The sequence below is a fragment of the Rhizobium esperanzae genome (genome assembly GCF_014197615.1).
Taxonomy (GTDB): domain Bacteria; phylum Pseudomonadota; class Alphaproteobacteria; order Rhizobiales; family Rhizobiaceae; genus Rhizobium; species Rhizobium esperanzae_A.
The window spans coordinates 270005-289336 of sequence record NZ_JACIFY010000004.1; the positions used below are offsets into that span (position 1 = coordinate 270005).

A 19332-nucleotide genomic window follows, 5' to 3' on the forward strand; every position below is an offset into this window, starting at 1 on the left:
TCTCCTGCGGCTTACGCGCCGCGTCTGTAGTTGCAAAGCAAGGCGTCGAACGCAGACCAGCCGGGCAGCTCTTTGTTTTCGCGCTGCTCGTAGGCGTCGGCGATCCACAGCAACATCGCGTGTTTGATGGATGGCGGCAGTGAGGCATAACCGACGACGGCCGTCAGCGTGATGCGGGATCCGTTGCGAGGAACGGGCCACTGCTTGCCGTACGCTGGCACGATCGCCGCCTCTAGGCCGTCGAAACGCTGCTCGACATCGCCGAGAGTGACTGTCGCGTCTGTGCCATCGGTCGCAATGTACGCGATCGAGGTGACGGACTGCGCCGGAGCAGCCGGAAGGCGATCGAAATCGCAAAACCGGTCGCATTTCACTTCAATTGTTTGCGTCGCCAGCGGCGTATTGCAATAGCGTTCGACGTGGTCGCGTGCCGCAGATATCAACGCCTCGAAAAGCGCGTCATCGTCGTCGTGAAGCACCACACAGTGGCGCTTCGCCTCTTCGACGGATATTGGATCAGTCGGCGCCTGCGTTACCTTCGGTGGATACCACATTCGCCTTGCCCTTCTTGGTCTTGACCGGCGCTTCGACAGGCTCGTCAGCTTCCACCTTGGCGGCGAAGCCGGCGTCGATCAGGCGAGCAGCCTCGGCGTCGTCGAACTCCCGCTCGTCGCCAGGCGACAAACAGAACTCCGGGCCGGACAGGCCGGCAGTCATTTTCAAAAGCATATCGCCTCCAGGAATGGATGCGGGCCGACCGAAGTCAGCCCGCCCATTGATTAGGCCTGCACCAGGTACTTGACGGCCGCCGTGTCGAGCAGTTCGCCGTCGAAGCGGATCAGACCAGCGATACCGAGATCCGGCCAGAAGCGTTCGCGCAGGACGCCGATAACAGGGCCGCCAACCTTACGGACCCAGTACTTGCCGAGGTCGCCGAAGAGGATGGTCTTGTTGCCGGTCGCGATGTTCGCCATTGCCTGGTTGATCACGTAGCGGTAGCCGAGCAGGGTGCCAGGAGCGCCCTCCTTGACGTTGCCCATCTGCCAGAGATAGTTGCCCTGGCCGTCCTTCAGCTTGCGGATGGCCGCCAGCGTCAGGTCGTTGAACATGAAGCTGACCTTCGGCGAGATGCGGTATGCCGGGTCAACAGCATGCGACAGGTCGATGATTTCGTCAGCGGCAATTGCCGTGGCCGAAACGGCGGTCTTGCCGAGGGTGGAGGCGGTCACGATGCCGTTCGGAGCGCTAGAGCCAGTGCCGGTCGTCAGCTGGGCATTGGCGAGACGGCCGAGACGTTCGCCGAGCAGGTCAGCAAGCAGCGATTCCATGTTGAAGATGGAGTCCTGCGCGAGCTGCCAAGAGAACTTCACGAACTTCGTGTTGAAGTCGTAGGCCTCGAGCTGCTTCTGGCCGAAGACCGCGTCAGCAGAGCCGTCGTCAGTCAGCGCCGTGCCTTCCGTGCCCTGGACGCCCGTCTTGCTGGTGTCGTCTGTCGTCGGGATCGGCAGCGCGTTGCCAGAAGTCGTGTTGAGTTCGCTGATGATGTTGCCATCGTACATCGGACCCCATGCCTTCATGGAGCGAACCAGCATATTCTGCAGTTCGACCGGGACAGTGTAGCCGCCAGCGGCGTTCGTGCCACCGGTCTGGATACGCTGCTCGATGTTCTCGGTGCCGGCGCGCAGAACCTTGCGCTCTTCACCATCCAGGGCGTCAAGCGACGCGCCGTTGGCGAGGAACTTGAAGAATACTTCGCGATATTCGGCCTTTTCGCCGGTCTCGGAACCAGCGGCGCGATCTTCGCCGGCGGCGCCGGGACGCTTCTTAGCGCGCTCTTCATCCTGCCGAGCAGCGAAGCGTGCTTCGAGTGCGGCCTGATCTTCTTCGCGCTTGATGTTGCGCTCGACGCGGTCGAATTCGGCCATGATGGTATCGTGGCGCTGTTCGAGCTCGACGGAACGGGCTTCGTCGGTGTTCTTTTTGATTTCGTCCAGGGCGGCGCGGGCTTCCGTTACGAGACGGCCGCGCTTTTCCTGCAGCTCAGTGAGAGTCATGCAAGTCTCCAAATGTGGTGTGTGGTTGGTGTTATTGGCAGGACGTCTGTCCGGCCCTCCGGCTGGTGGCCGGGTGACTACGCGACGTCCTGCCGGATGCCACGAATCCTTTGTTCCATTGCCGCTCGCTTTTCAGCGACACGGCGCGCGGCGGCGGCGGCATTTTCAGCCTTGCGGCGCTCGTCTTCCTCGCGCGCTCCGCCCTCTGCCCTCGCCGCCTCTAGCGAGCGAAGGCCGATAGTCGTATCGTCATAGGCCGGCCACGCAACGGCGGAGACCTCGATCAGGTTAAGCTTCTCGATCGTCCGCACCGGCACCTGGCCGGTTTCATCCCAAGTTTCCTTGGTAACGCGGAAGCCGAAGCTCATGCCGCTGATGTCGCCGCGCTCGACGAGCACCCAGAGATCGTTGCCGTCGGTGGTGTCAGGCACATCGATCTCGACGCGGAGACCCTTGCCGTCCTCTTGCAGGCGCAAGGTGCCGCTCTTGCTGCGGCCAATCACACGCCCCATGTCATGGTCGACAAGGGCGCGGATATCGCCCTTGATGGCATCGGAGAAGGCGCCGGGCGCAATTTTCTCTTGAAAGTACCCGCCAATATCGGCCAGCCGCTCAAAAACCGCGGCGTAGCCAACGAGCGTGCGCTTGTCATCACTCGCGCGGTGCTCGACCGCGTCGAGATGACTGCGCTTTTCAATTTCTGTCGTCATGCGGCCTCGGCCTCATTATCGTTGTTGTCATTGGCCGGCGGATCGGTCGGCTTGGTTGCCGACTGCGTCTGCTGAGATCCAAGAGGCACTGTTGCCCCTTGGATATGAAGCTTTTCCGCCTCTTCGCCCTTGGCCGGCAGGTTTTCGAGCTTGCGAACCTCGTCAGGTGTGCGGATGGCGTTCTGGATCGCGATGCCATAGCCTTCCATGCGGGTCTTGAAGTCACCGCGGAGAAGTCCGTCGAGATTGTGCTCGACATAGCGACTGCCTGCCGCCCGCCCGAAGAACTTCAGGTTGATCTCGTCCTCGAGCGCCTTTGCCCACTGGCCGATCAGATGCTTGACGAGATGAAGATCTTGCTGCTCGGCGTTGCTGAACGTCGCGCGCGACAGATCCTGCAGGAACACCGGCGGAAGCTGGTAAGTCCGAGCGATTTCCTCGACCTGGAAACGACGCGCCTCGATCATCTGCCCTTTGGCAGGGTCAAGGCCAACCGGAGACAGATCATAGCCCGGCGGAATTGGAAAGACCGATTCCCCAGCGCCCTTTGCAGCGTCGACCGATCGCTTGATGTCAGCCTGGGCGCGCTTAAGCGCTTCGCCGCTGGCCGGCAGCGGGCCTTTCAATGCAAGCGGAGGCACCCCGCCTCCGGCGAAGAAATTCGACCCATAGTCGTTCATGGCAATCGCAAGCTGGATTGCCTTGGACGCCTGCGCGATCGGGCCGTAGTGCCTCAATCCGCAACTGCGGCGCATGAACGGCACATCAATGACGTCGGCCGCATCATACGTCTTGCCCTCATAGTCATAGGTGATCTTCAGGCCGACGCGCTTGACGGTCGTCTTCGTCGGATTCATCGGCCACAGCGAATCCACGCCCTGCGGCGTGCGCTCGATATACGCCAGGCCACGGCCGTGCGTGAAAACCTGTTGCCAGAACCACTGCCAGAACGCGAAAGAGCCAATGCCATCGTTCGGAGCGACGTTGACGACCGTTTCCAGCCGTCCGGTGATGCGCGTGGCACCGGTTTTGGTGTCTCGGTAGGCGTGCCGCGGCAGCGCGGCCAGCGTGCGCGACATGAACGCGACCGCAGCCCAAACCGCAGGCACTGTCAACGCGCTGTCGACGGTTACAGCCGGCAGATTGGCCGAATTGATGCCGAAGAACGCCAGGAAATTGTCGGCGCTCACTGGGATGGTTGGATTTTCAATGGTTGTGCGCGTTTCCGGCGATTGTTCCGCGTTTCGGCGGCTAAACCAGTCTTTTATTGCCATTATGCCGCCTTTGTGAGCGAGAATTCCGGATCATCCCAGGGGCTTGTAACCGGATTGATCTCGACTATCCCATCCACGGCCGCACCAACCGCCATCGCCGAAGCCACGGCCGGGTCAATGCGCACCGTGGATTTCTTCTTTGAGAACCACTGATTGCCCATAAGCGGGTCGGTTTCGATCGCAACGCCCATCAGAGCGCCCAGCAGAACCGGCGACTTTCTAAGCCGCACGCGCTCCTCAAGGATCAGCGCCTCGAGCGCCGCGACACTACCTGGCATCCACAAGCCGAGCGGCGGATCCAGGCCTGCATCTTTTGCCGCCTGCACCTTGTCCTCGTCTGGTTTTGCCCGCTTCTTGCCGCCCTGCGGGTGGGCTACGGTCTTGATGCTGGCGCCGTACTCGTCGAGCTCGGTTTCGAACTTGTCAAACGCGTAACGGTCGAAAGCCAAAACGCCAATTCCGTGCTCGGAGTTAAGGCGAGCGAATAGAGCAGCAACATGATCATATCGTACGCGTGCGCCCTCCGGAGCGTTGATGTAGCCGTTGTCCATCCATAGCCGGTAGGGCACATGGTCTACCTTCGACCGCTCATCCATGGTGTCTCGCGGCGTCCACGCCTCGATCCAGAGATCGAAGGTGGGCAAATCGGCCTCAGTGCCGTCCTCGCGCATGACGCGCTTGGATCCTGTCTCGACGACGAAAGCCGCCGCGGTCAAATCCTTGGCGCCGGACAAGTCCAGGCCGGCGGCCGTGATCTGCTTGCCCTTGTGCTCGGTATACGGGTCGAAATCGACCATCACCTTTTCAAGGATGGGGCGCGGAATCCATGCGGTGTCAGCCTCTGTCCAGACGCAAAAGTGCAGCCGGAGAATGCCGTTCCGCTTGGATGGAATATCCTTCGCCTGGTTGACGACGCCGGCAAGATAATCGTGCTTGAGCGTCACGCCGAAGAGCGGGTTAGCCTTCTGCCAGCATGTTGGGTCAGTGAATGGATCATCGTCTTTGTCGAGCGCGCAGACATATGAGAATGTCGTGTCGTCGACGACCTCGCCAACATAGGTGAAATCGTCGTCTGGCGTCTGCGTGCCAGCCGCGACCTTGATAGCGTGCTGGTGTTCATCCCAGCAAATCGAATTCCGATCGCTCCCCGAGTTCGTAATCATGAACAACAGCGGCTGCCGGCGAAACTTGAAACCGCGCTCGAGCATTTCGATGACCTTGCCATCTGGATGCTCGTGGATCTCGTCGCAGAGCGCGATATACGGCCTCGGGCCGGAGTGCGCGCCCTCTCGCGAGATCGGCCGGAAAAATGATCGCTTCTTGAGGTACGACAGGTTCCAGATCGGATTGCCGCCCGATGGCGTCAGCTTCGACTTGAGCGCCGGCGACTGCTCGTACATCGCCACCGCGTCGCGAAACAGAACGAATGCCTGATCCTTGTTAGCAGCCGCGGCGTAGATTTCGGCCGCCGCCTCGCCGTCCGATGTCAGGCAATAGTGCCCGATGCCAGCGGCCAGCGGAGACTTGCCGTTGCCCTTACCTTCCTCGATGTAGGCGCGCCGAAAGCGGCGCAGGATTGCGCCGTCGGATTCAACGCGCTTCCATCCGAAGATGGAACCAATCTTGAACTGCTGAGAAATATGCGGGTGGAACGGCCGGCCTTCAAACTGGCCGCCATTCAATCTCAAAACAGCCGGGAAAAACCGCAGGACACGGTCGGCAGCCTCTGGATCCCAGTGGATGCCGCGCGCCGGGCCGTTCAGGCGGTCGTCTCGGTGCCGACGGCAGGCGTTCCGAACGTGCGGGCCGGCAATGATTGTGCCACTGATTACGGCTTCCGCATACTCGTCGACCGGGCCAACTGGATACGGCGGGTTGAAGTGCGCCGGAACGCTAGTCGAAGAACTCGTCTGCTGGGTCTTTGCTCTCGCCATCAGGTTTTGCCCCAGCCTTCGAAGCGTCTGCAGGCGTCGCACCCATCTGGCCGTAGCACTGGCGGAGAAGGTTCATGGCTTGCACGCCAACGTCATCGCCCTTCATCATTCTGCCGCGAATGTTTGCGGCAATCGCCAGGTGGCCGCGGTGGCTTGAATTCAGCCAGGGCACCTCAGATGCAATTTCGCGCCATGCCTTTTGCGCGTACTCATTCAGCCAATCAAACGGATCTCCGACGCTATCAGCTACGGTCGGCTCGTTGCGGCCTTCAAATTTTGTTTTCTGCTTGCCTGCGTGGCCAGTGATTTCGGCTTTGGCCTTTGGCGTTCTCGGCCGCGCCATGCGCACCCTCTTGACAAATTTGTGATTTGCGCGTAGTTTCAAACCATCAGCCGTTGAGCAGAGCTCCGGCTAACCGCACCCCCGTCACCCTCAACTTTTCAATCGAAAAAATGCATAGGAATGCCCATCGTCGTTTCCCTGTATGGGCCCGCTGGCAACCTCGATGCACCCCTCCCCATTAGGTGCACTTGCATCTACAGGGGCCAGCCATCGGCGCCGTAGACGACGACAGTCTTGCCGTTGTCCTCAAGCTTCCCTCGAGAGGAGTGACAAGGTTTGCAGGTTGAGAGAAATGGGCCAGACCAGAACAGATCAAGGTCGCCACGATGGGCGACCCGATGGTGCACCTCAGTTGCCGGCTCGACGACCTCTCGCTCCAAGCACCACTCACACAGAGGGTGCATGCTTAGCTGAGCCTGTCGCAGTGCTCGCCACCTGGCCGACTTATATAAGTGCAACCAATCCCTTGATCTATGCTGCATAGGCAAACAAACTCGGCTGCTTTGGCGGCGTATCGCTCTTATCGCGATTGCACTTGCGGCAAGCGCACTGAGTATTCATGTAGCTGTGCGCGCCACCAAGACTGAGTGGCATGATATGGTCCAACTCAGGCGCCCTATCGTCGTATGTGCCGCGTAGTCCTCTTGGCGTCTTCACGCCGCATATGCGGCACTTCCATTTATCTCTCTCGAAAACAATGAGTGGATCGACGTTCTCAACAAGAGCGCCGCGCATCCGGGCGCGCTCTTTCTTCCTGGCCATCCGATGTGAGTTGCGACGGCTGCACTTGTCGGAACAGTAAACAGTTCTCAAGTCACCGTATGAAGTGGCGAACATGTTCCCGCATTCTTTACACGCCTTGGGAGAATGGTCCCTATTGTCGTTGGCAGACGCGTACTTCCTCGCTTTGTCGCGCGCATCATCCTTGCGGCATTCATCGGAGCAAAACACAAAAGACTTTTTGTGTGCTGTGAAAACTGAGTCACAGCACCGGCAGCGTTTGCGCAACACGATGAACGACACAGGATTTGTCACAAGTGCGACGTGGCCTAGATTTGCCATTATTGCTGTGCCGCTGCATCGCTTGGAGCAGAACCTTGGCTCTGCCTTGTCCTTCTTAACCTTGCGAAAGGATGTGCCGCATAGCTCGCAAATGCGCTCCGGAGATCTAGCGAGCGCCATTTCTTTTTCACGTGCTGGATTTCGCTTTGTACGATCCATCGCTCTGGCGCACGCCTCGCCGCAGTACTTTCTGGCGGCGTGACCTGTCACCTCGTTCTCGCAAACTAGGCACTTCCTGAAATTATCATTGGCAGCAACAGGGCCGCCGAATAGCGCATCCATCAAGGTCTCGACTCCTTGTCGACCTCATGTTGATAGCGGGTGAGCCGAAGCCCACCCGCAGAACCAGCGCAAGAGGTCGAGAATTGCGCTGATCAGATGAAACCGAAAGCGGCCGCTCAACACCGCTATGCAGTGGAGCAGCCGCAGGGATCGCCAGTCGCCGAGGAGGGAGCGCCAGGCAATTGACCACCAACGAAGCGCGTCCGCAACGTCGTCCTGTCGTTCCAGGAGCTAGACATGGCCGCAAAGGGCCAGAGGATCATGGGTGGGGCATAGTTACCCGCTCACTCAGCGGCTGCACCTAACTGCAGCATGGCGGCGGGGCGGTCGCAACCGCAAAGGGGTGAGGATTAAGCAGTCCTCTCAACCCTTGGTGACCTGAATGCGCGTGGCATACGGTCACGCTGCACGGTTGCGAAAGCGACGTAGGGCCTCGGCATCCAGGGCCTTCTCTCGCTTGTCTATCTCTTGCCATTTTATGGAGATGCTGCCGATTGCCATACCAACAAGCACGCGGCCTGCGACGGCCGGCTGCGATTTGTCTTCTGATCGGCCAATGTCCGTATATGACTTGCCGCCTAGGGCGGCATCTTCGAATGGCTCGACAAGCGGGCCGAGTGATGCCCTTAGCTCTGCCAGTATCGGCTTGGCATCGACGTGCGCATTGAGCACTTCGTCGGTGATCTTCACGTGCAAGCTTTCAGTCTTGATGACGCTGCCTGCGGCAATGTTATCGTTGTCGGCAACAACCGTGCGTCTGGCTGGCTGAGCATGGGCGCCCTTGCTCTTCTTGATCTTCGACGATTGCTTTATCTCGCCGTCGGGGATCACAATCCAATCGCTGGCTGCAGCTGCATCGATATCGGCTTCCGGAGTGAGCCTTTTGCTGACACGAACAACCTCGCCGCCATCCGCCTTGCTATAGTCCAAGCCCTTGAGAGGCTCCGCCTCACAAAGGGCGACCAGCTTGCGATAACGAAGCACGACCGCTATCGCATCGTCTTTCCCGTCTCGCCGGAGCGCTTCAAGAAGTGGAAAATCCTCACCACGACTTTGAACGCAGGACGGATCGCCGATATCCTGGCGCTTCGCAATTTTTCTCGTCATCTTAGCCATTGAGCGCCGTTCCTCTTTTGCTTTTCTTGCAGCAACAGCGCGACCATCTGCGCGCTCCTCTGGCGTCGTATGCTTGCGCGACAATCTCGCTTGGGTCTGTTCAACGATTGGCTCCCAGATGCCATCAACTTTCCTGAAGCGTGTATTTGTCCTGTATGGATGGGGATCGCTTCCGGTGTAAGCTACTCGGCCAGTGGCGTCTAAAATCTGCTCTTCTGCTTCTATTGCCATCATTGTCTCCCGCATGTGGTGGTGCAGGATATATAGGCTTTTGCTCGCCAAATGACAAATTTGTCAAACGCCGCATGCGCGCTTCGTTGCTTGCTGTGTCGTGCGGAGATAGACGCGCAGCCCGTTGATCGTCGACTGCGAGACCTTGGAGCGCTCCGCGTCGTCGAGCGCCTGCCAGGCGTAGGCCTCGATGTAGCGCGACAGCGTGCAGTCGTTGCTGACGACGGCTTGTGCGTTGGCCGGCGCCGCGAGAGCAAGAAGGCTGACGGCGGATGCGATAAGAATGGATTTCATGACTGTCTCCTCTTCGTGGTGACTGGTTGCGATGGTGCTAATTTAACAAACTCTACAAATTTGTCAAGGCGCCTGCCGCAAGCCATGGCCGGACTGATTGTCGTTCTCGGCCAGCCAGCCGCGCACGAGCGCCACGGCTTGCCGGGCTGCGTCTTCCGGCACGGCAGCCTCAATGATGGCAATTTCAAAGCCAAGGGCGCGCAGCAACGGAAACCGGCTTTCCTGGCTGGCCGTCAATGAACCTTCCTCGCCTTTCATCTCGATCATGCGAATGACGCCGCCGAAAAAATACAGCCTTACATCCGGCTCGCCTGCCGCCATCCCGGCCGCCTTCAACTTCACCGCGGCGTTGCGCCCGCGAAAGCCAGATCCGTTTTGGTCGGCTGCGAGCGTGAATGTGCCGGGCTTCACCTTGCTGGCGTCAGCGACATACTCCGGCATGCGCTTCAGAAGTTTGACCGCTTCAATCTGCAAATCGATCTCGAGAACCGGAGCCGCCTTCACGGTGACCTTTGTGCCGTTGGCTGTGACGGTCGTGACGATGCGAACGCGCTTGCCGTTCAGTCGGGTCGTCTGGGTCGTCCGTTTTGCCATTTTCTGCTCCACCTCCAAAAAGTGCTCCACCACCTGTTTTGCTCCACCACCCAAAATCTTGCTCCACTACCCCGCTCTACCACCCCCACCCCTAAAGGGGATGGGGTGGTGGTGGAGCAGAGTGGAGAGGTAGCCGCGACACGTTTTGCTCCACCCTGCTCCACCCCTAAAAATTGGGTGGTGGAGCAGATTTTTGCTCCACTGCTCCACCGTGCTCCACCCCTAAAAATTGGGTGGTGGAGCAGACTTGCCGACCTACGCTGCAGCTGCCGTATCTGCCCAATTCGAGCTCTTGATATACGGCACGAGCTTCCGTGTTTTGATCTCGTGCAGGCGATGCTTGACGAGCTCGCCCTGCTTGATCCAGTTGTCGATGAGGCGCGCGATCTTGCGCTTGTCTGACTTGTCGTCGGCGTCCATTTCGAGCACGCGGGCCACGGCATAACCGGCCCACTCGTTCGATTGATCGCTCGCCCGCCAATCCTGGCCATCGAGCACAGCCTTGATAGCGGCAAGTTTCTCCGGCGCCACTTCCTGCGCGATCTCTTCCGCCGACGGCCATTTCCACTCAGTCACGACAGGCGCGAAATCCTGCGGCTTCGTGAGGCCTCGCCCATTGCCAAGCGGCACGCTGACGAGGCGACGCCAGTCCAATTTGGACGAAAGAGGAGTCAGATTTGCCTTGCCGTAGTTGACCGAGAAATAGCCGAAGCGATCAGCCTTATCGATGCCCGCCTCCGATGCTTGCTCGTCTGACATGCGGTTCAAGACACGCACCGATCGCGCCGCGCCGATCAGCGACACGGCGCCTCGAGCGTCTTCGACGGTCGCCTCACGGTCTGCCACCTTGCGGAGATGGTGCACGATGTCGATGGCGCAGTTAGTGTAATCCGCAATCTGCGCCCATAGTTTCGCCACCTTGTCGATCGCGCCATTGTCGTTCTCGTTCACGCCGTGGGTCGAAACGAACGGATCCACAATCATGACATCGATGCCATTACGCTCGATCTGCTCGACCACCGCCTCGACGATCGGCTCCTGGATCTTGACGCCGGTTTTCTTGTCTTCGAGCGCAACGACGAGCTCTTGTTCGCGACCGCTGTCGAGGAAGAGATGGCCTTCAATGTCGTCCGGCTTGAGATTGTAATGGATGCACGCCGCCATAATGCGCCGCTCCATTTCGTCGCGTGGATCCTCGGCGTTGAAGACCCAGACCCGCAACCGATGCGGCGGCTTGGTCCCGAGCAGCGCGCGGCCCGACGCCATAGCAAGGCTTTCGGCAAGGCTTAGGCTGGTCTTGCCAAGGCCGCCCGGGCTGACGGTCACGGACACGTATTTGCGGATCAGGTGGCTGCCATAGGCGAACTCGCGCCGAGGCAAGGAGGCCGGGTCGATCCATTTGAACGCGGTCGCGTGCAGCGGGCCGGGCGGTGGTTCGTTATCGTTGGCGACACCGTGCGGGAGCGGTTCTGCATCATGAGCCGTTTCCAGAGGTGTGTTTTCCCGTTCGGGATCAATGTCACCGACTGGTGACGCATCCTCTTGCGCAGCATCTTCATCTATTTCTGGCGGCGCCGCATCCTTCCTGGCTTTCGACAAGCCATTCTTGATCATGCGGCTGATATCGACGAGACGCGTATTGTCCTGCTGGAAATCCGATTCCGGTATCTGCCGCGGCTGCCGCATGCCAGCATCAAGCCCGCGCCGGATCTTCGACCACGTTTCGCGCTCGCCATCCTTCTGCGCCACGCCGTTTGCTTGCGCCGCCGAGTACAGAGCGGATTCCGCCTCCGATCGCGACAGAGCGCCGGCGCCGACGAATTGGCCCAAGGCATAGGCGCTGGCGTTCAGCTGCGCCCCGCGCCCGCCCTGCCCGGCTGTGGCCAGTAATGCGAGCTCGTCGTCGACGGCTTTGTTGACGTAATGGTCATTGGTGCCTGCCTGATAACTGAACGGCATTGCCGGGCCTGCCGCAGCCTGCCTTGGCAGCACGAGCTCCAGCAGCCAATCTGGTGCGTCGGCGATCGGCGATTCCGAGATCCATTTATAGTGCCGGCCGTCAGCCATGGCGCTGCCAGGCATAATCACATAGCCACCATCCCCGCGCACGTCGACCCCCGATCCGAGACCACCGCGGTTGCGTACGCCAGCCACGTGACGGAAGAAGATATGCGTGCCACCGTTGGCCGTCTTGGCTCGCCTTGTGTCCGGCAGTTGGCCATTGGCGTTCTCCATGGCCTCAAGCCACTGGTGTCCGTCGGCGACGCCAGGCTTTAGATCGAGATCGAGCACCCAAAAGCCAGAAGGCGCGCCCGTAGGCACGCCGACAAGGGCATCTGGATTGTCGTTCCACCATCGCTGGATGATGCGCGGGAATTTGCTCGCCCCGCGCAGCCCATTGCTGGTGTATGGCGTTTTCTCGTGTTTGGTGTCGATCTCGCCGGTGATTGGGTCGGTAACGTCTTCCGGCTTGGCCCTGCATGGAAAGACTGGATAGCCGGCGGCGACGTAGTGCTGGGCTAGTTCAAGCGGCTGCAATGCTGATCTCCGGAATGTTGTCATTGGCGGCTTTGCGTTTTGGTGCAGCGTCGGCCATGATCGCGCCCACGCACGCCTTCATTTTTGCGACAGACACTGCATTGCCGATTTGCTTGATCTGCTCGGTTTTCGTGCCGGCAAACTCATAGGTGAATTCTTCCGTGGTGAAGCCCATGGCGGCGGCCAGTTCATGCGGCTCCAGCATGCGGAATAGGATATCGAACTCAGGCCCGGGCTCGACGAGATTGACATGGCCAGTGGCGGCGATCGTCGGAGTTGGCTGGCCGATGTCATGGATGCGCGGCGCCTGGCCTTCCCGCTCTCCGAACTGCGCGGCGATGAATGCCAGTTCACCCCGGTTTGCAGTCGTCAACGTTGGAAGCGGATCGTTGTCGACATTGCGGGCACGGTTGCTGCTGTCCGAATGGGTGATTGGAACTACCATCCCGAACCGGCCCTTGCTGGTGATTGTCGGCAAGGTATCGTCAACGCTGTTGCAGGTCTCGCCAGAACCAGAGCCGTAATAGGGCGAGATGAGCGCGTGCGCGCCACCGGTCGGCGCCGTCGGAATTGGATCGCTGACGCCACGCGGTGAACCGCCTGATGCTTGCGACAGAACGAACGGCTCAACAAGCATTGGCCTGGCGCACCCTGGCCGCTCGTCGTTCGCCGCTCCACCGGTCGTAATTGTCGGAAGAGGATCATTCGCCGAACGCGCCGCGCCGCTGTTGTGCTGCGAAAGCACCATCGGTTCCGCAAGCCAGACGCCGCCCTTTGTGTCCAGCGTTGGGATCAGACCTTCCGAGACGCCCTCGGCCTTGTTGCCTTTGCGCCCGTTCATGATGATGGGCTCGGCAACGGCGATATGGCTTGCGGCCGACGTTATGGTTGGCAGTGGAACGGCTGCACTTCCAGGCGATGTCGCCTTCTTCATGTTGACGATGACAGGCTCGGCAAGTGCGATATGGGTGCCCCTCGCCGCTATCGTCGGAAGCGGCTGGTCCATCCCTTGGGCGGACATGTGATTGCGCAGGATGACGAGATAAGGCTCCGGCCAACCGAACTTCTGGGCGCCGGCATAGATGCGCGCCAGGGTCTTCGGTGCGAGCGGTTTTTTGCGATTGAAGATTGATCGGCCCTTGATCTGCCAGTCGATGATCTCGCGTGCCGGGCGCCACGGTTTGACGCCAGAGAACAGGTCAGCATTCACCGCGTCGCGTTTCTTGTGCGTCGGCATGGGCCAGCGGATTTTGCGTCCATCGGAACGGCCCATGAGGATAAATCTCTGGCGGGTGGTGGCATCGCCGTAGTCGGCCGCGTTGAGTTTGCGCCACTCCAGTTCGAAGCCTAGGCGTCGCAGCGTCTCCGTCCACGCGTGGAAATATTCACCCTTGCGCGATGCGATCGGTTTGCCAGTCTTCGCATTGACCGGGCCCCAGCCGATAAACTCCCATACGTTCTCGATGATGATCCGCTTCACCCGCAGCTCGGTCAGCCAGGTGATGATGTGCCACGGATCGCTGCGCTGCTGGTCGCTGGTCGGCTTGCCGCCACGCGCTACTGAATGGTGCGTGCAGGTGGGCGACGCCATAAGCAGGTCGAGATATCCTTCCGGCACGAGGATGTGCGGCCGCACAGTCGCTATGTCCTGGACGTAGTGTCGAGCCTCGCGGTGGTTGCGCTGATGAGTGTCGATCGCGACATCCCAATGGTTGACGCACACGAGCTCCATCTCGAGGCCGAGTTCGGCAAGAGCGCGCTGCGCCCCTGTCGACGATCCGCCGGCGCCGCATAGAAGATCAGCCACAAGCATTTTGCGAGCCAAAGTTTTCTCCTCAGATTTGTGATGTTTCGGTCTTGCGCTGGTGAGGCGCGTATTCAGTGGTGGTTAGAAAGGTGCGCTGGCTAAAGCAGCCCGCAACGCACGCGCGCACCCCTCCCACGCTGCCTTCACCAACATCCTCTGATCAAGCTCGTCATAGACGGATAGCTCCGTGCCGATGCCGCGCTCCGCAATCCACTCACCAACCGCATCAACGCCGCCATCCAGGGCGGCGAGTTCGTAGTCATCGAGCCGGCGAATTTTCTTGTAGTCGTCGATCGCCACGATGCACCTCCGACACAAGTATTGGGGGTCGCCTTTTGGGTTGGGGTTGACGCCCAGCGCCACGGCTCGCATGCCGCAGCAAAAGCAGGTTGTGGGATCCCCGGCGGCGTCAACCGTCGGGGTGAATGCGGTTTTGGGCATGGTGGTCATGCTGCGGCCTTCGCAGGCGCGTTGTCATTGGCAGCTGCGAACAGGTCTGCCACCGGCTGATCTATGGTGCCGAGCGCTGCAATGTTCTTTGCGGCCTGGCGGAAGTAGGACGGCTTCAATTCGAAGCCTACGCCGCGCCTGCCCATCTCGACGGCCGAATAGACCTCGCTGCCGATGCCAAGGAACGGCGTTAGAACCGTTTCGCCCGGCAAACTCCACAGATCGATGCATCGCTCGATGACGTCGAGTTGCAGCGGCGAGATATGCTGCTCGTCCTGCTCGTCGCGCGCCGACCGATATTGCAGCGTGCGCGTCTGGCGAATGTCGCTCCACACTGGCGAGGCGTAGCGCTGCCAGACAAAAACCGATCGCCACTGCTCGAAGCTCCATGGCGTGCGACCAGCGGCAATCGTCTCCGCGGCGTGCCGATCGTACGCCTCGCGGCTGACGTCTAGTGTTTCATCACCGACCCAGCAATCGAACATGCCATCAACCGGCTCCGGATTGTCGCCGGGCTTGCGGAAGGAAACGATATAGTCGGCAAGCCCCTGCCCGCTGATGCAGCTGTCCTTGGTGATCTGTTTGTGCAGCAGGCGGATCGATTTCGTGCGCTGCTGCGCAACGACGGGATCCTTCCAGATGCAAACTTCCGAATGGAAGATCCAGCCGGCGTCCTCGTAGGCGCGGATGATCTCGCCGCGGAAGTCGCGCATGCCGATGAAGCCGTTGCGTCTCTTGCTGGTCGGGAGCTGCATGCAATGAACGGAGTGGACCCTCCCCGGCTTCGTCACGCGCAGCAACTCCTGGATCAGAAAGGCGTAGTGCTGCCAAAAGTCCTCGCCCTCGTTGTTGCTGATGTCGCGATCAGAGCTACTAAAGCGGTAAAGTCCTTCGAAGGGCGGCGAGTGAATGCCAAAGTGCACGCTGTCACCGGGGATCGCGCGGATCAACTCGCACGAGTCACCCTCGTAGATCGCGTAGTCGTCAGTGATGACTTGGTTAACGGCATTGATGCCTGCGGTCACGGTATGGTTCATGATGCCCTCGCGAATTCTGGTTGGATACTGTTTGCGGCGCGCATGTACGCGTCGTGAGCCTTCTTCGGGTCCGTGTAGAGGCCGAGGTATCTCGACTTCCCATCGAGGTAGATTTGCGCAGACCATTTCTGTGCCTTCTTGTGCCAACTAACGCCCTTGAAGCCACTCGTGCTGTTCGACGCCAACTTTGCATTGAGGACGTTCTGCTGGTCTGTAGCAGGTCGCAGATTTGACCATCTGTTGTTCAGGCGATCACCGTCGGCATGGTCTACTGTGTCTGGCGTCTCCTCGCCCATCCAAGTGAATGCCAGGCGGTGCGCGTAGAGCAGCTTTCCCCCGATCCCGATGACGATGTATCCGCTGAGATTGATTGCCCCAGCATGGCGGCCAACAACCACTTTATTGCTAGTCTTCTTGGCCCAAGTGAAGATCCCCGTATCGGGATCGTAGTGCAGTATTTCCCGCAGTTGTTCAGTGGTGATCAAAGCTCACATCCTAGCCATGTTGGGATCTGCATCGGGATTTTCGGATCGTAGCTTGCCTTCTCGCGCGCCTGCGCATTGATGGCTGCCTTGGTGATGTTGGCAGTGTGGAGCACCATCGCTGCCGCCATGCGGTCTGCATCCGCCTCCTTGCGCTTCAGGTTGGCGACGACAGCGCCCTCGGTCTCCGCCGCAATGAAATGCGCCGTGACTTCGTTCTGCTGTCCGAAACGCCAGAACCGGCGCACCGCCTGATAAACCTGTTCGAAGCTGTCATTGAGGCCGACAAAACCGGTATCGGCGCAGTGCTGCCAGTTCATGCCGAAACCGGCGATCGACGGCTTGGTGACGAGAACGCGGATGCGCCCCTCGCTGAAGTCGATCAGCTTCCGCTCTTTGACGTCTTCCTTGTCAGAGCCGCGCACTTCGACGGCGCCTGGAATGGCGGCTGTCAGCGCTTCGCTTTCGGCATTGAGGTTGCACCACCAGACGAACGGCCGATCGGTTGGTGTCAGGCTGGCCGCATGCGCGACACGATCGCCGACGCTATCGCGACGAGCCTTGATGCGTTCCTGCAACGTGGATGCACGGCCACCGACCAGATCAGCGGTGTCAACCGGCATTGTCACCGTATGGTGAATTTGATGCAGCGCCGGCAGTTGGTAGGCGCCATCGTCATATCCGAGATCCGACGGCTTGCGCAGCATGATGGCCCACGACGCCATCCAACGCCAGAAGTCGTTTTCGGCATGACCTTTCAGCCGCCACTTCTGCGTCTCGCCGCCATCATGCGCGAAGAATGTGGCGAGCATATCCGAATAGGACATGATGCCGAGGAATTCTGCATGGTTGCCGAGCTCCATGAAGTCGTTCGGCGCCGGCGTTGCGGTTGCCGCAAGCCGGAACGGAATGCCGTGGCACGCCTCAACCAGTTCATTGCGGTAGTGGCCGGACTCGGACTTAAGAATGCTGCTCTCGTCGAGGATCACGCCGGCGAACCGATCAAGATTGAAATGCTCGATCTTCTGATAGTTGGTGATGTTGATGCCCGGGCCTACGTCGGATTGGGACCGAACATGGCGCGCCGGAATGCCGAACTTCTCCGCCTCGCGCACCATCTGCGCGGCGACGGCCAACGGCGCGAAGTGCAGTATGTCGCCCTGCGTGGCGGCGCTGACGGCCTGACCCCATGACAATTCCATGAGGCTCTTGCCGAGACCTGTTCCGGCAAACAGAGCCGCACGGCCGCGCTTTAGCGCCCATGTGACGATGTCGCGCTGGAATGGAAAAAGAACCGATGGCAGTTCTGGAATCTCGGTTAGACCAGTCGGCGGATCCAGGATCGCCTTTCTGGCCAGGAACGCGGCGTATGCGTCCGCCTGCGCCGATGGCGCGATGTTCTGGGTCATAATGCCCATTGGCTATTGTCTCCTCAGACTGTGGTGCGTCCCGCGCGTTGGTGGCGCGCGGTATGGTGTATGTTATGGTGGCGTTCACTCAACGAAAGGCCGGCGATGACACCGTTTCAATCGAGAAAGCTAAAAAAATCATTCGCTTCGCGGCATGCATTTATAGACAAGCCAGAGCCGTTCAACGTCAAGGTTATGTCATGGCCGGCGCCATGGAATGGATCGGACGAGTACATCAATTTCGCGTTCGATATCGGCAGGAAGGTGAACGAAGAAATCATTCACCTTCGAATTCACAAGTCCGATTACTCTGAGATCATGAAAACCATGCTGAATATTGATCGCGAGGCCACGATCAAAGCGTTTGCCGAAGCAATACTCTCAGTGCCGCCAGACTGATCAAGCCGCCCTCACCGAAATCGTATCGTCTCCGGTCTTGATCTGCGCGCCTTTGACCTTCTTACCGGCATCGAGCGCTTCTTTAATGAGCCCCTTATCCGGCGTCTTCACGACCTTGAGGAAGCGCGCCGGCACTGCGGCCTCGTCTGTGATTTCGACGCTGTCACGGCCTTTGGTGATGGAGATAGTTGCTTCGGTCAGCGGCACTTTGGGCAGGCCGGCCGCTTTCAGAAGACGCAGCATGAGCGCGCGCATCGCGGCCTGCCGGCGCTCCTGGCGCTTCTTGCGGGCGTCGAGCTCGTCTGCTCGCTTCTTGATGGCGGCAATCATGGAGTTGGCCTCACGCTCCTGCGCCAGCAGCTTGCCGAGCACTTCGTAGGCGTTGGTCTGGCCTTCGATGGTGTCGGCGCGGAGCGTATCGTCTTCGGCAAGCTCTGGGAATGCGGCCAGCATGTCAGCGAAAGCGGCCTCGAGATCGGCGACGTCGACGGCGAGAAATCTGGTGTTGTCGTTTGCGGGTTTGGTCATGCGGACACCACGCGGTACCTAGCAACGTCACGATCATTCCGCGTGCTCCAGCGGATTTCATCGCTGTATTCTTCATACCGCATGCCGTTCTTGAGGATTACCTCAAGCAGCACCTCGTCAGCGACAGGCTGCTTGCCGCCGGCCCATTCAATCCAGCCGGTCTCGGCTCTTCTCTCGCTCATTTCAGTCTCCTCACGTGGTGGTGTTGTGGTTGTCGCGCTAGTTGGGCGCTTAGGATTTCGCCCAAAGGGCAACGTCATCAAAATGCACAGGCATAAAACCGATGCTTTCGACGGACATATCGCGATGGAAGCCCTCAAGCCCCTCAAGGTTGCCGTGAACGTGCCCATGCAAATTCTTGGTGCCGTGCCGCAACTGGTCGAATCGCATCGGAATGTGAGATGCAGTGAAACCTTCGTCACGGAATTGCCGCCACAGCGCGATGCGCTGAAAGATCCCCGCCGCCGCAAGAGACGGAATGTCGTCGTGATTTCCGACAATTAGGCGGATAGCGCCATTGAGCTTCGGACGCACGCGCTTTGCATCTTCGGTCTTCCAGGCAAAATCGCCCAAGTGATAGACGAGATCCTGCGGCTTTACCGCCGAATTCCAGTTCTCAATAATCACTTCTTCCATCTCGCCCACCGATGAGAACTGCGGCCTACAATAGGTGATGATATTGTTGTGACCAAAGTGGGTATCACTTATGAACCATACATTTCTTGCCGTCACTGGCGTCTCCTCACGTGGTGTAATTTGGTAGCCTCACCGTGGTGTAAATTTACAAA

At 59.5% G+C, this 19332-nt stretch carries 22 protein-coding genes; 2 read left to right on the forward strand and 20 right to left on the reverse strand.

Annotation, left to right across the window (positions count from 1 at the left end; translation table 11 throughout):
• Positions 1-11: 11 nt before the first annotated feature.
• The 8 genes from GGD57_RS07935 to GGD57_RS29505 form a co-directional block, all read right to left on the reverse strand.
• Positions 12-554 (reverse strand): head-tail connector protein, encoded by a 543-nt coding sequence (locus GGD57_RS07935; protein ID WP_184468481.1) that lies wholly within the window; start codon positions 552-554, stop codon positions 12-14.
• Positions 517-729, reverse strand: coding sequence for a hypothetical protein (locus GGD57_RS07940; RefSeq protein WP_184468483.1), 213 nt, complete (start codon positions 727-729; stop codon positions 517-519). The genes GGD57_RS07935 and GGD57_RS07940 overlap by 38 nt, the downstream gene beginning before the upstream one ends.
• A 50-nt stretch (positions 730-779) precedes the next feature.
• Positions 780-2054, reverse strand: a complete 1275-nt coding sequence (locus GGD57_RS07945; protein WP_184468485.1) for a phage major capsid protein — start codon at positions 2052-2054, stop codon at positions 780-782.
• Between the two features lie 77 nt (positions 2055-2131).
• Complete coding sequence (locus GGD57_RS07950; RefSeq protein WP_184468486.1) at positions 2132-2764, reverse strand: HK97 family phage prohead protease; 633 nt, start codon at positions 2762-2764, stop codon at positions 2132-2134.
• Complete coding sequence (locus GGD57_RS07955) at positions 2761-4038, reverse strand: phage portal protein (RefSeq protein WP_184468488.1); 1278 nt, start codon at positions 4036-4038, stop codon at positions 2761-2763. Before GGD57_RS07955 ends, GGD57_RS07950 begins: the two co-directional genes overlap by 4 nt.
• Positions 4038-5972 carry a terminase large subunit gene (locus GGD57_RS07960; RefSeq protein ID WP_184468490.1) on the reverse strand — a complete coding sequence of 645 codons (1935 nt, stop codon included), beginning with the start codon at positions 5970-5972 and terminating at the stop codon, positions 4038-4040. Before GGD57_RS07960 ends, GGD57_RS07955 begins: the two co-directional genes overlap by 1 nt.
• Positions 5932-6315 carry a hypothetical protein gene (locus tag GGD57_RS07965; RefSeq protein WP_184331703.1) on the reverse strand — a complete coding sequence of 128 codons (384 nt, stop codon included), beginning with the start codon at positions 6313-6315 and terminating at the stop codon, positions 5932-5934. Before GGD57_RS07965 ends, GGD57_RS07960 begins: the two co-directional genes overlap by 41 nt.
• 471 nt (positions 6316-6786) lie before the next feature.
• Complete coding sequence (locus tag GGD57_RS29505; protein ID WP_184331705.1) at positions 6787-7152, reverse strand: HNH endonuclease; 366 nt, start codon at positions 7150-7152, stop codon at positions 6787-6789.
• Here GGD57_RS29505 and GGD57_RS29105 point away from each other — a divergent pair.
• Positions 7151-7579 carry a hypothetical protein gene (locus tag GGD57_RS29105; protein WP_246713580.1) on the forward strand — a complete coding sequence of 143 codons (429 nt, stop codon included), beginning with the start codon at positions 7151-7153 and terminating at the stop codon, positions 7577-7579. The genes GGD57_RS29505 and GGD57_RS29105 overlap by 2 nt on opposite strands.
• Before the next feature lie 479 nt (positions 7580-8058).
• Here the strand turns inward: GGD57_RS29105 and GGD57_RS07975 are convergent, their stop codons facing one another.
• The 9 genes from GGD57_RS07975 to GGD57_RS08015 form a co-directional block, all read right to left on the reverse strand.
• The gene (locus GGD57_RS07975; protein WP_210303782.1) at positions 8059-9009 is read right to left on the reverse strand and encodes a hypothetical protein; all 951 of its coding nucleotides are present in this window, start codon (positions 9007-9009) and stop codon (positions 8059-8061) included.
• A 60-nt stretch (positions 9010-9069) separates the two neighbouring features.
• Positions 9070-9300 (reverse strand): hypothetical protein, encoded by a 231-nt coding sequence (locus GGD57_RS07980; RefSeq protein WP_184468496.1) that lies wholly within the window; start codon positions 9298-9300, stop codon positions 9070-9072.
• A 63-nt stretch (positions 9301-9363) separates the two neighbouring features.
• Positions 9364-9948, reverse strand: a complete 585-nt coding sequence (locus GGD57_RS07985; protein WP_210303784.1) for a VRR-NUC domain-containing protein — start codon at positions 9946-9948, stop codon at positions 9364-9366.
• Positions 9949-10149: 201 nt separating this feature from the next.
• Positions 10150-12432 (reverse strand): bifunctional DNA primase/polymerase, encoded by a 2283-nt coding sequence (locus GGD57_RS07990; RefSeq protein WP_246713581.1) that lies wholly within the window; start codon positions 12430-12432, stop codon positions 10150-10152.
• Positions 12419-14257, reverse strand: a complete 1839-nt coding sequence (locus GGD57_RS07995) for a DNA cytosine methyltransferase (RefSeq protein WP_246713582.1) — start codon at positions 14255-14257, stop codon at positions 12419-12421. Before GGD57_RS07995 ends, GGD57_RS07990 begins: the two co-directional genes overlap by 14 nt.
• 63 nt (positions 14258-14320) lie before the next feature.
• The gene (locus GGD57_RS08000) at positions 14321-14689 is read right to left on the reverse strand and encodes a DUF6511 domain-containing protein (RefSeq protein ID WP_184468500.1); all 369 of its coding nucleotides are present in this window, start codon (positions 14687-14689) and stop codon (positions 14321-14323) included.
• On the reverse strand, positions 14686-15726 hold the full coding sequence (locus GGD57_RS08005) for a DNA-methyltransferase (RefSeq protein ID WP_184468502.1): 1041 nt from the start codon (positions 15724-15726) through the stop codon (positions 14686-14688). Before GGD57_RS08005 ends, GGD57_RS08000 begins: the two co-directional genes overlap by 4 nt.
• Positions 15723-16211 carry an HNH endonuclease gene (locus tag GGD57_RS08010; protein WP_184468504.1) on the reverse strand — a complete coding sequence of 163 codons (489 nt, stop codon included), beginning with the start codon at positions 16209-16211 and terminating at the stop codon, positions 15723-15725. Before GGD57_RS08010 ends, GGD57_RS08005 begins: the two co-directional genes overlap by 4 nt.
• On the reverse strand, positions 16208-17626 hold the full coding sequence (locus GGD57_RS08015) for a helicase (protein ID WP_246713583.1): 1419 nt from the start codon (positions 17624-17626) through the stop codon (positions 16208-16210). Before GGD57_RS08015 ends, GGD57_RS08010 begins: the two co-directional genes overlap by 4 nt.
• A gap of 96 nt (positions 17627-17722) precedes the next feature.
• Here GGD57_RS08015 and GGD57_RS08020 point away from each other — a divergent pair, with 96 nt between their 5' ends.
• The gene (locus GGD57_RS08020; protein ID WP_184468506.1) at positions 17723-18016 is read left to right on the forward strand and encodes a hypothetical protein; all 294 of its coding nucleotides are present in this window, start codon (positions 17723-17725) and stop codon (positions 18014-18016) included.
• Here the strand turns inward: GGD57_RS08020 and GGD57_RS08025 are convergent, their stop codons facing one another.
• The 3 genes from GGD57_RS08025 to GGD57_RS08035 are packed head-to-tail and all read right to left on the reverse strand — an operon-like array spanning position 18017 to position 19276.
• Positions 18017-18544, reverse strand: coding sequence for a siphovirus Gp157 family protein (locus GGD57_RS08025; RefSeq protein ID WP_184468508.1), 528 nt, complete (start codon positions 18542-18544; stop codon positions 18017-18019).
• The gene (locus GGD57_RS08030) at positions 18541-18726 is read right to left on the reverse strand and encodes a hypothetical protein (protein WP_184468510.1); all 186 of its coding nucleotides are present in this window, start codon (positions 18724-18726) and stop codon (positions 18541-18543) included. The genes GGD57_RS08025 and GGD57_RS08030 overlap by 4 nt, the downstream gene beginning before the upstream one ends.
• Positions 18727-18775: 49 nt before the next feature.
• Entirely contained in the window at positions 18776-19276 is a 501-nt protein-coding gene (locus GGD57_RS08035) for a metallophosphoesterase (protein WP_184468512.1), read from the reverse strand.
• Positions 19277-19332 lie beyond the last annotated feature (56 nt).

Coding starts and splice junctions, on each gene's coding strand:
- GGD57_RS07935 (WP_184468481.1), bottom strand. CDS start 554: ATGTGGTATCCACCGAAGGTAACGCAGGCGCCGACTGATCCAATATCC.
- GGD57_RS07945 (WP_184468485.1), bottom strand. CDS start 2,054: ATGACTCTCACTGAGCTGCAGGAAAAGCGCGGCCGTCTCGTAACGGAA.
- GGD57_RS08015 (WP_246713583.1), bottom strand. CDS start 17,626: ATGGGCATTATGACCCAGAACATCGCGCCATCGGCGCAGGCGGACGCA.
- GGD57_RS07960 (WP_184468490.1), bottom strand. CDS start 5,972: ATGGCGAGAGCAAAGACCCAGCAGACGAGTTCTTCGACTAGCGTTCCG.
- GGD57_RS08005 (WP_184468502.1), bottom strand. CDS start 15,726: ATGAACCATACCGTGACCGCAGGCATCAATGCCGTTAACCAAGTCATC.
- GGD57_RS07975 (WP_210303782.1), bottom strand. CDS start 9,009: ATGATGGCAATAGAAGCAGAAGAGCAGATTTTAGACGCCACTGGCCGA.
- GGD57_RS29505 (WP_184331705.1), bottom strand. CDS start 7,152: ATGTTCGCCACTTCATACGGTGACTTGAGAACTGTTTACTGTTCCGAC.
- GGD57_RS08025 (WP_184468508.1), bottom strand. CDS start 18,544: ATGACCAAACCCGCAAACGACAACACCAGATTTCTCGCCGTCGACGTC.
- GGD57_RS08030 (WP_184468510.1), bottom strand. CDS start 18,726: ATGAGCGAGAGAAGAGCCGAGACCGGCTGGATTGAATGGGCCGGCGGC.
- GGD57_RS08020 (WP_184468506.1), top strand. CDS start 17,723: ATGACACCGTTTCAATCGAGAAAGCTAAAAAAATCATTCGCTTCGCGG.
- GGD57_RS07940 (WP_184468483.1), bottom strand. CDS start 729: ATGCTTTTGAAAATGACTGCCGGCCTGTCCGGCCCGGAGTTCTGTTTG.
- GGD57_RS07965 (WP_184331703.1), bottom strand. CDS start 6,315: ATGGCGCGGCCGAGAACGCCAAAGGCCAAAGCCGAAATCACTGGCCAC.
- GGD57_RS07950 (WP_184468486.1), bottom strand. CDS start 2,764: ATGACGACAGAAATTGAAAAGCGCAGTCATCTCGACGCGGTCGAGCAC.
- GGD57_RS08000 (WP_184468500.1), bottom strand. CDS start 14,689: ATGACCACCATGCCCAAAACCGCATTCACCCCGACGGTTGACGCCGCC.
- GGD57_RS07955 (WP_184468488.1), bottom strand. CDS start 4,038: ATGGCAATAAAAGACTGGTTTAGCCGCCGAAACGCGGAACAATCGCCG.
- GGD57_RS29105 (WP_246713580.1), top strand. CDS start 7,151: ATGTTCCCGCATTCTTTACACGCCTTGGGAGAATGGTCCCTATTGTCG.
- GGD57_RS07980 (WP_184468496.1), bottom strand. CDS start 9,300: ATGAAATCCATTCTTATCGCATCCGCCGTCAGCCTTCTTGCTCTCGCG.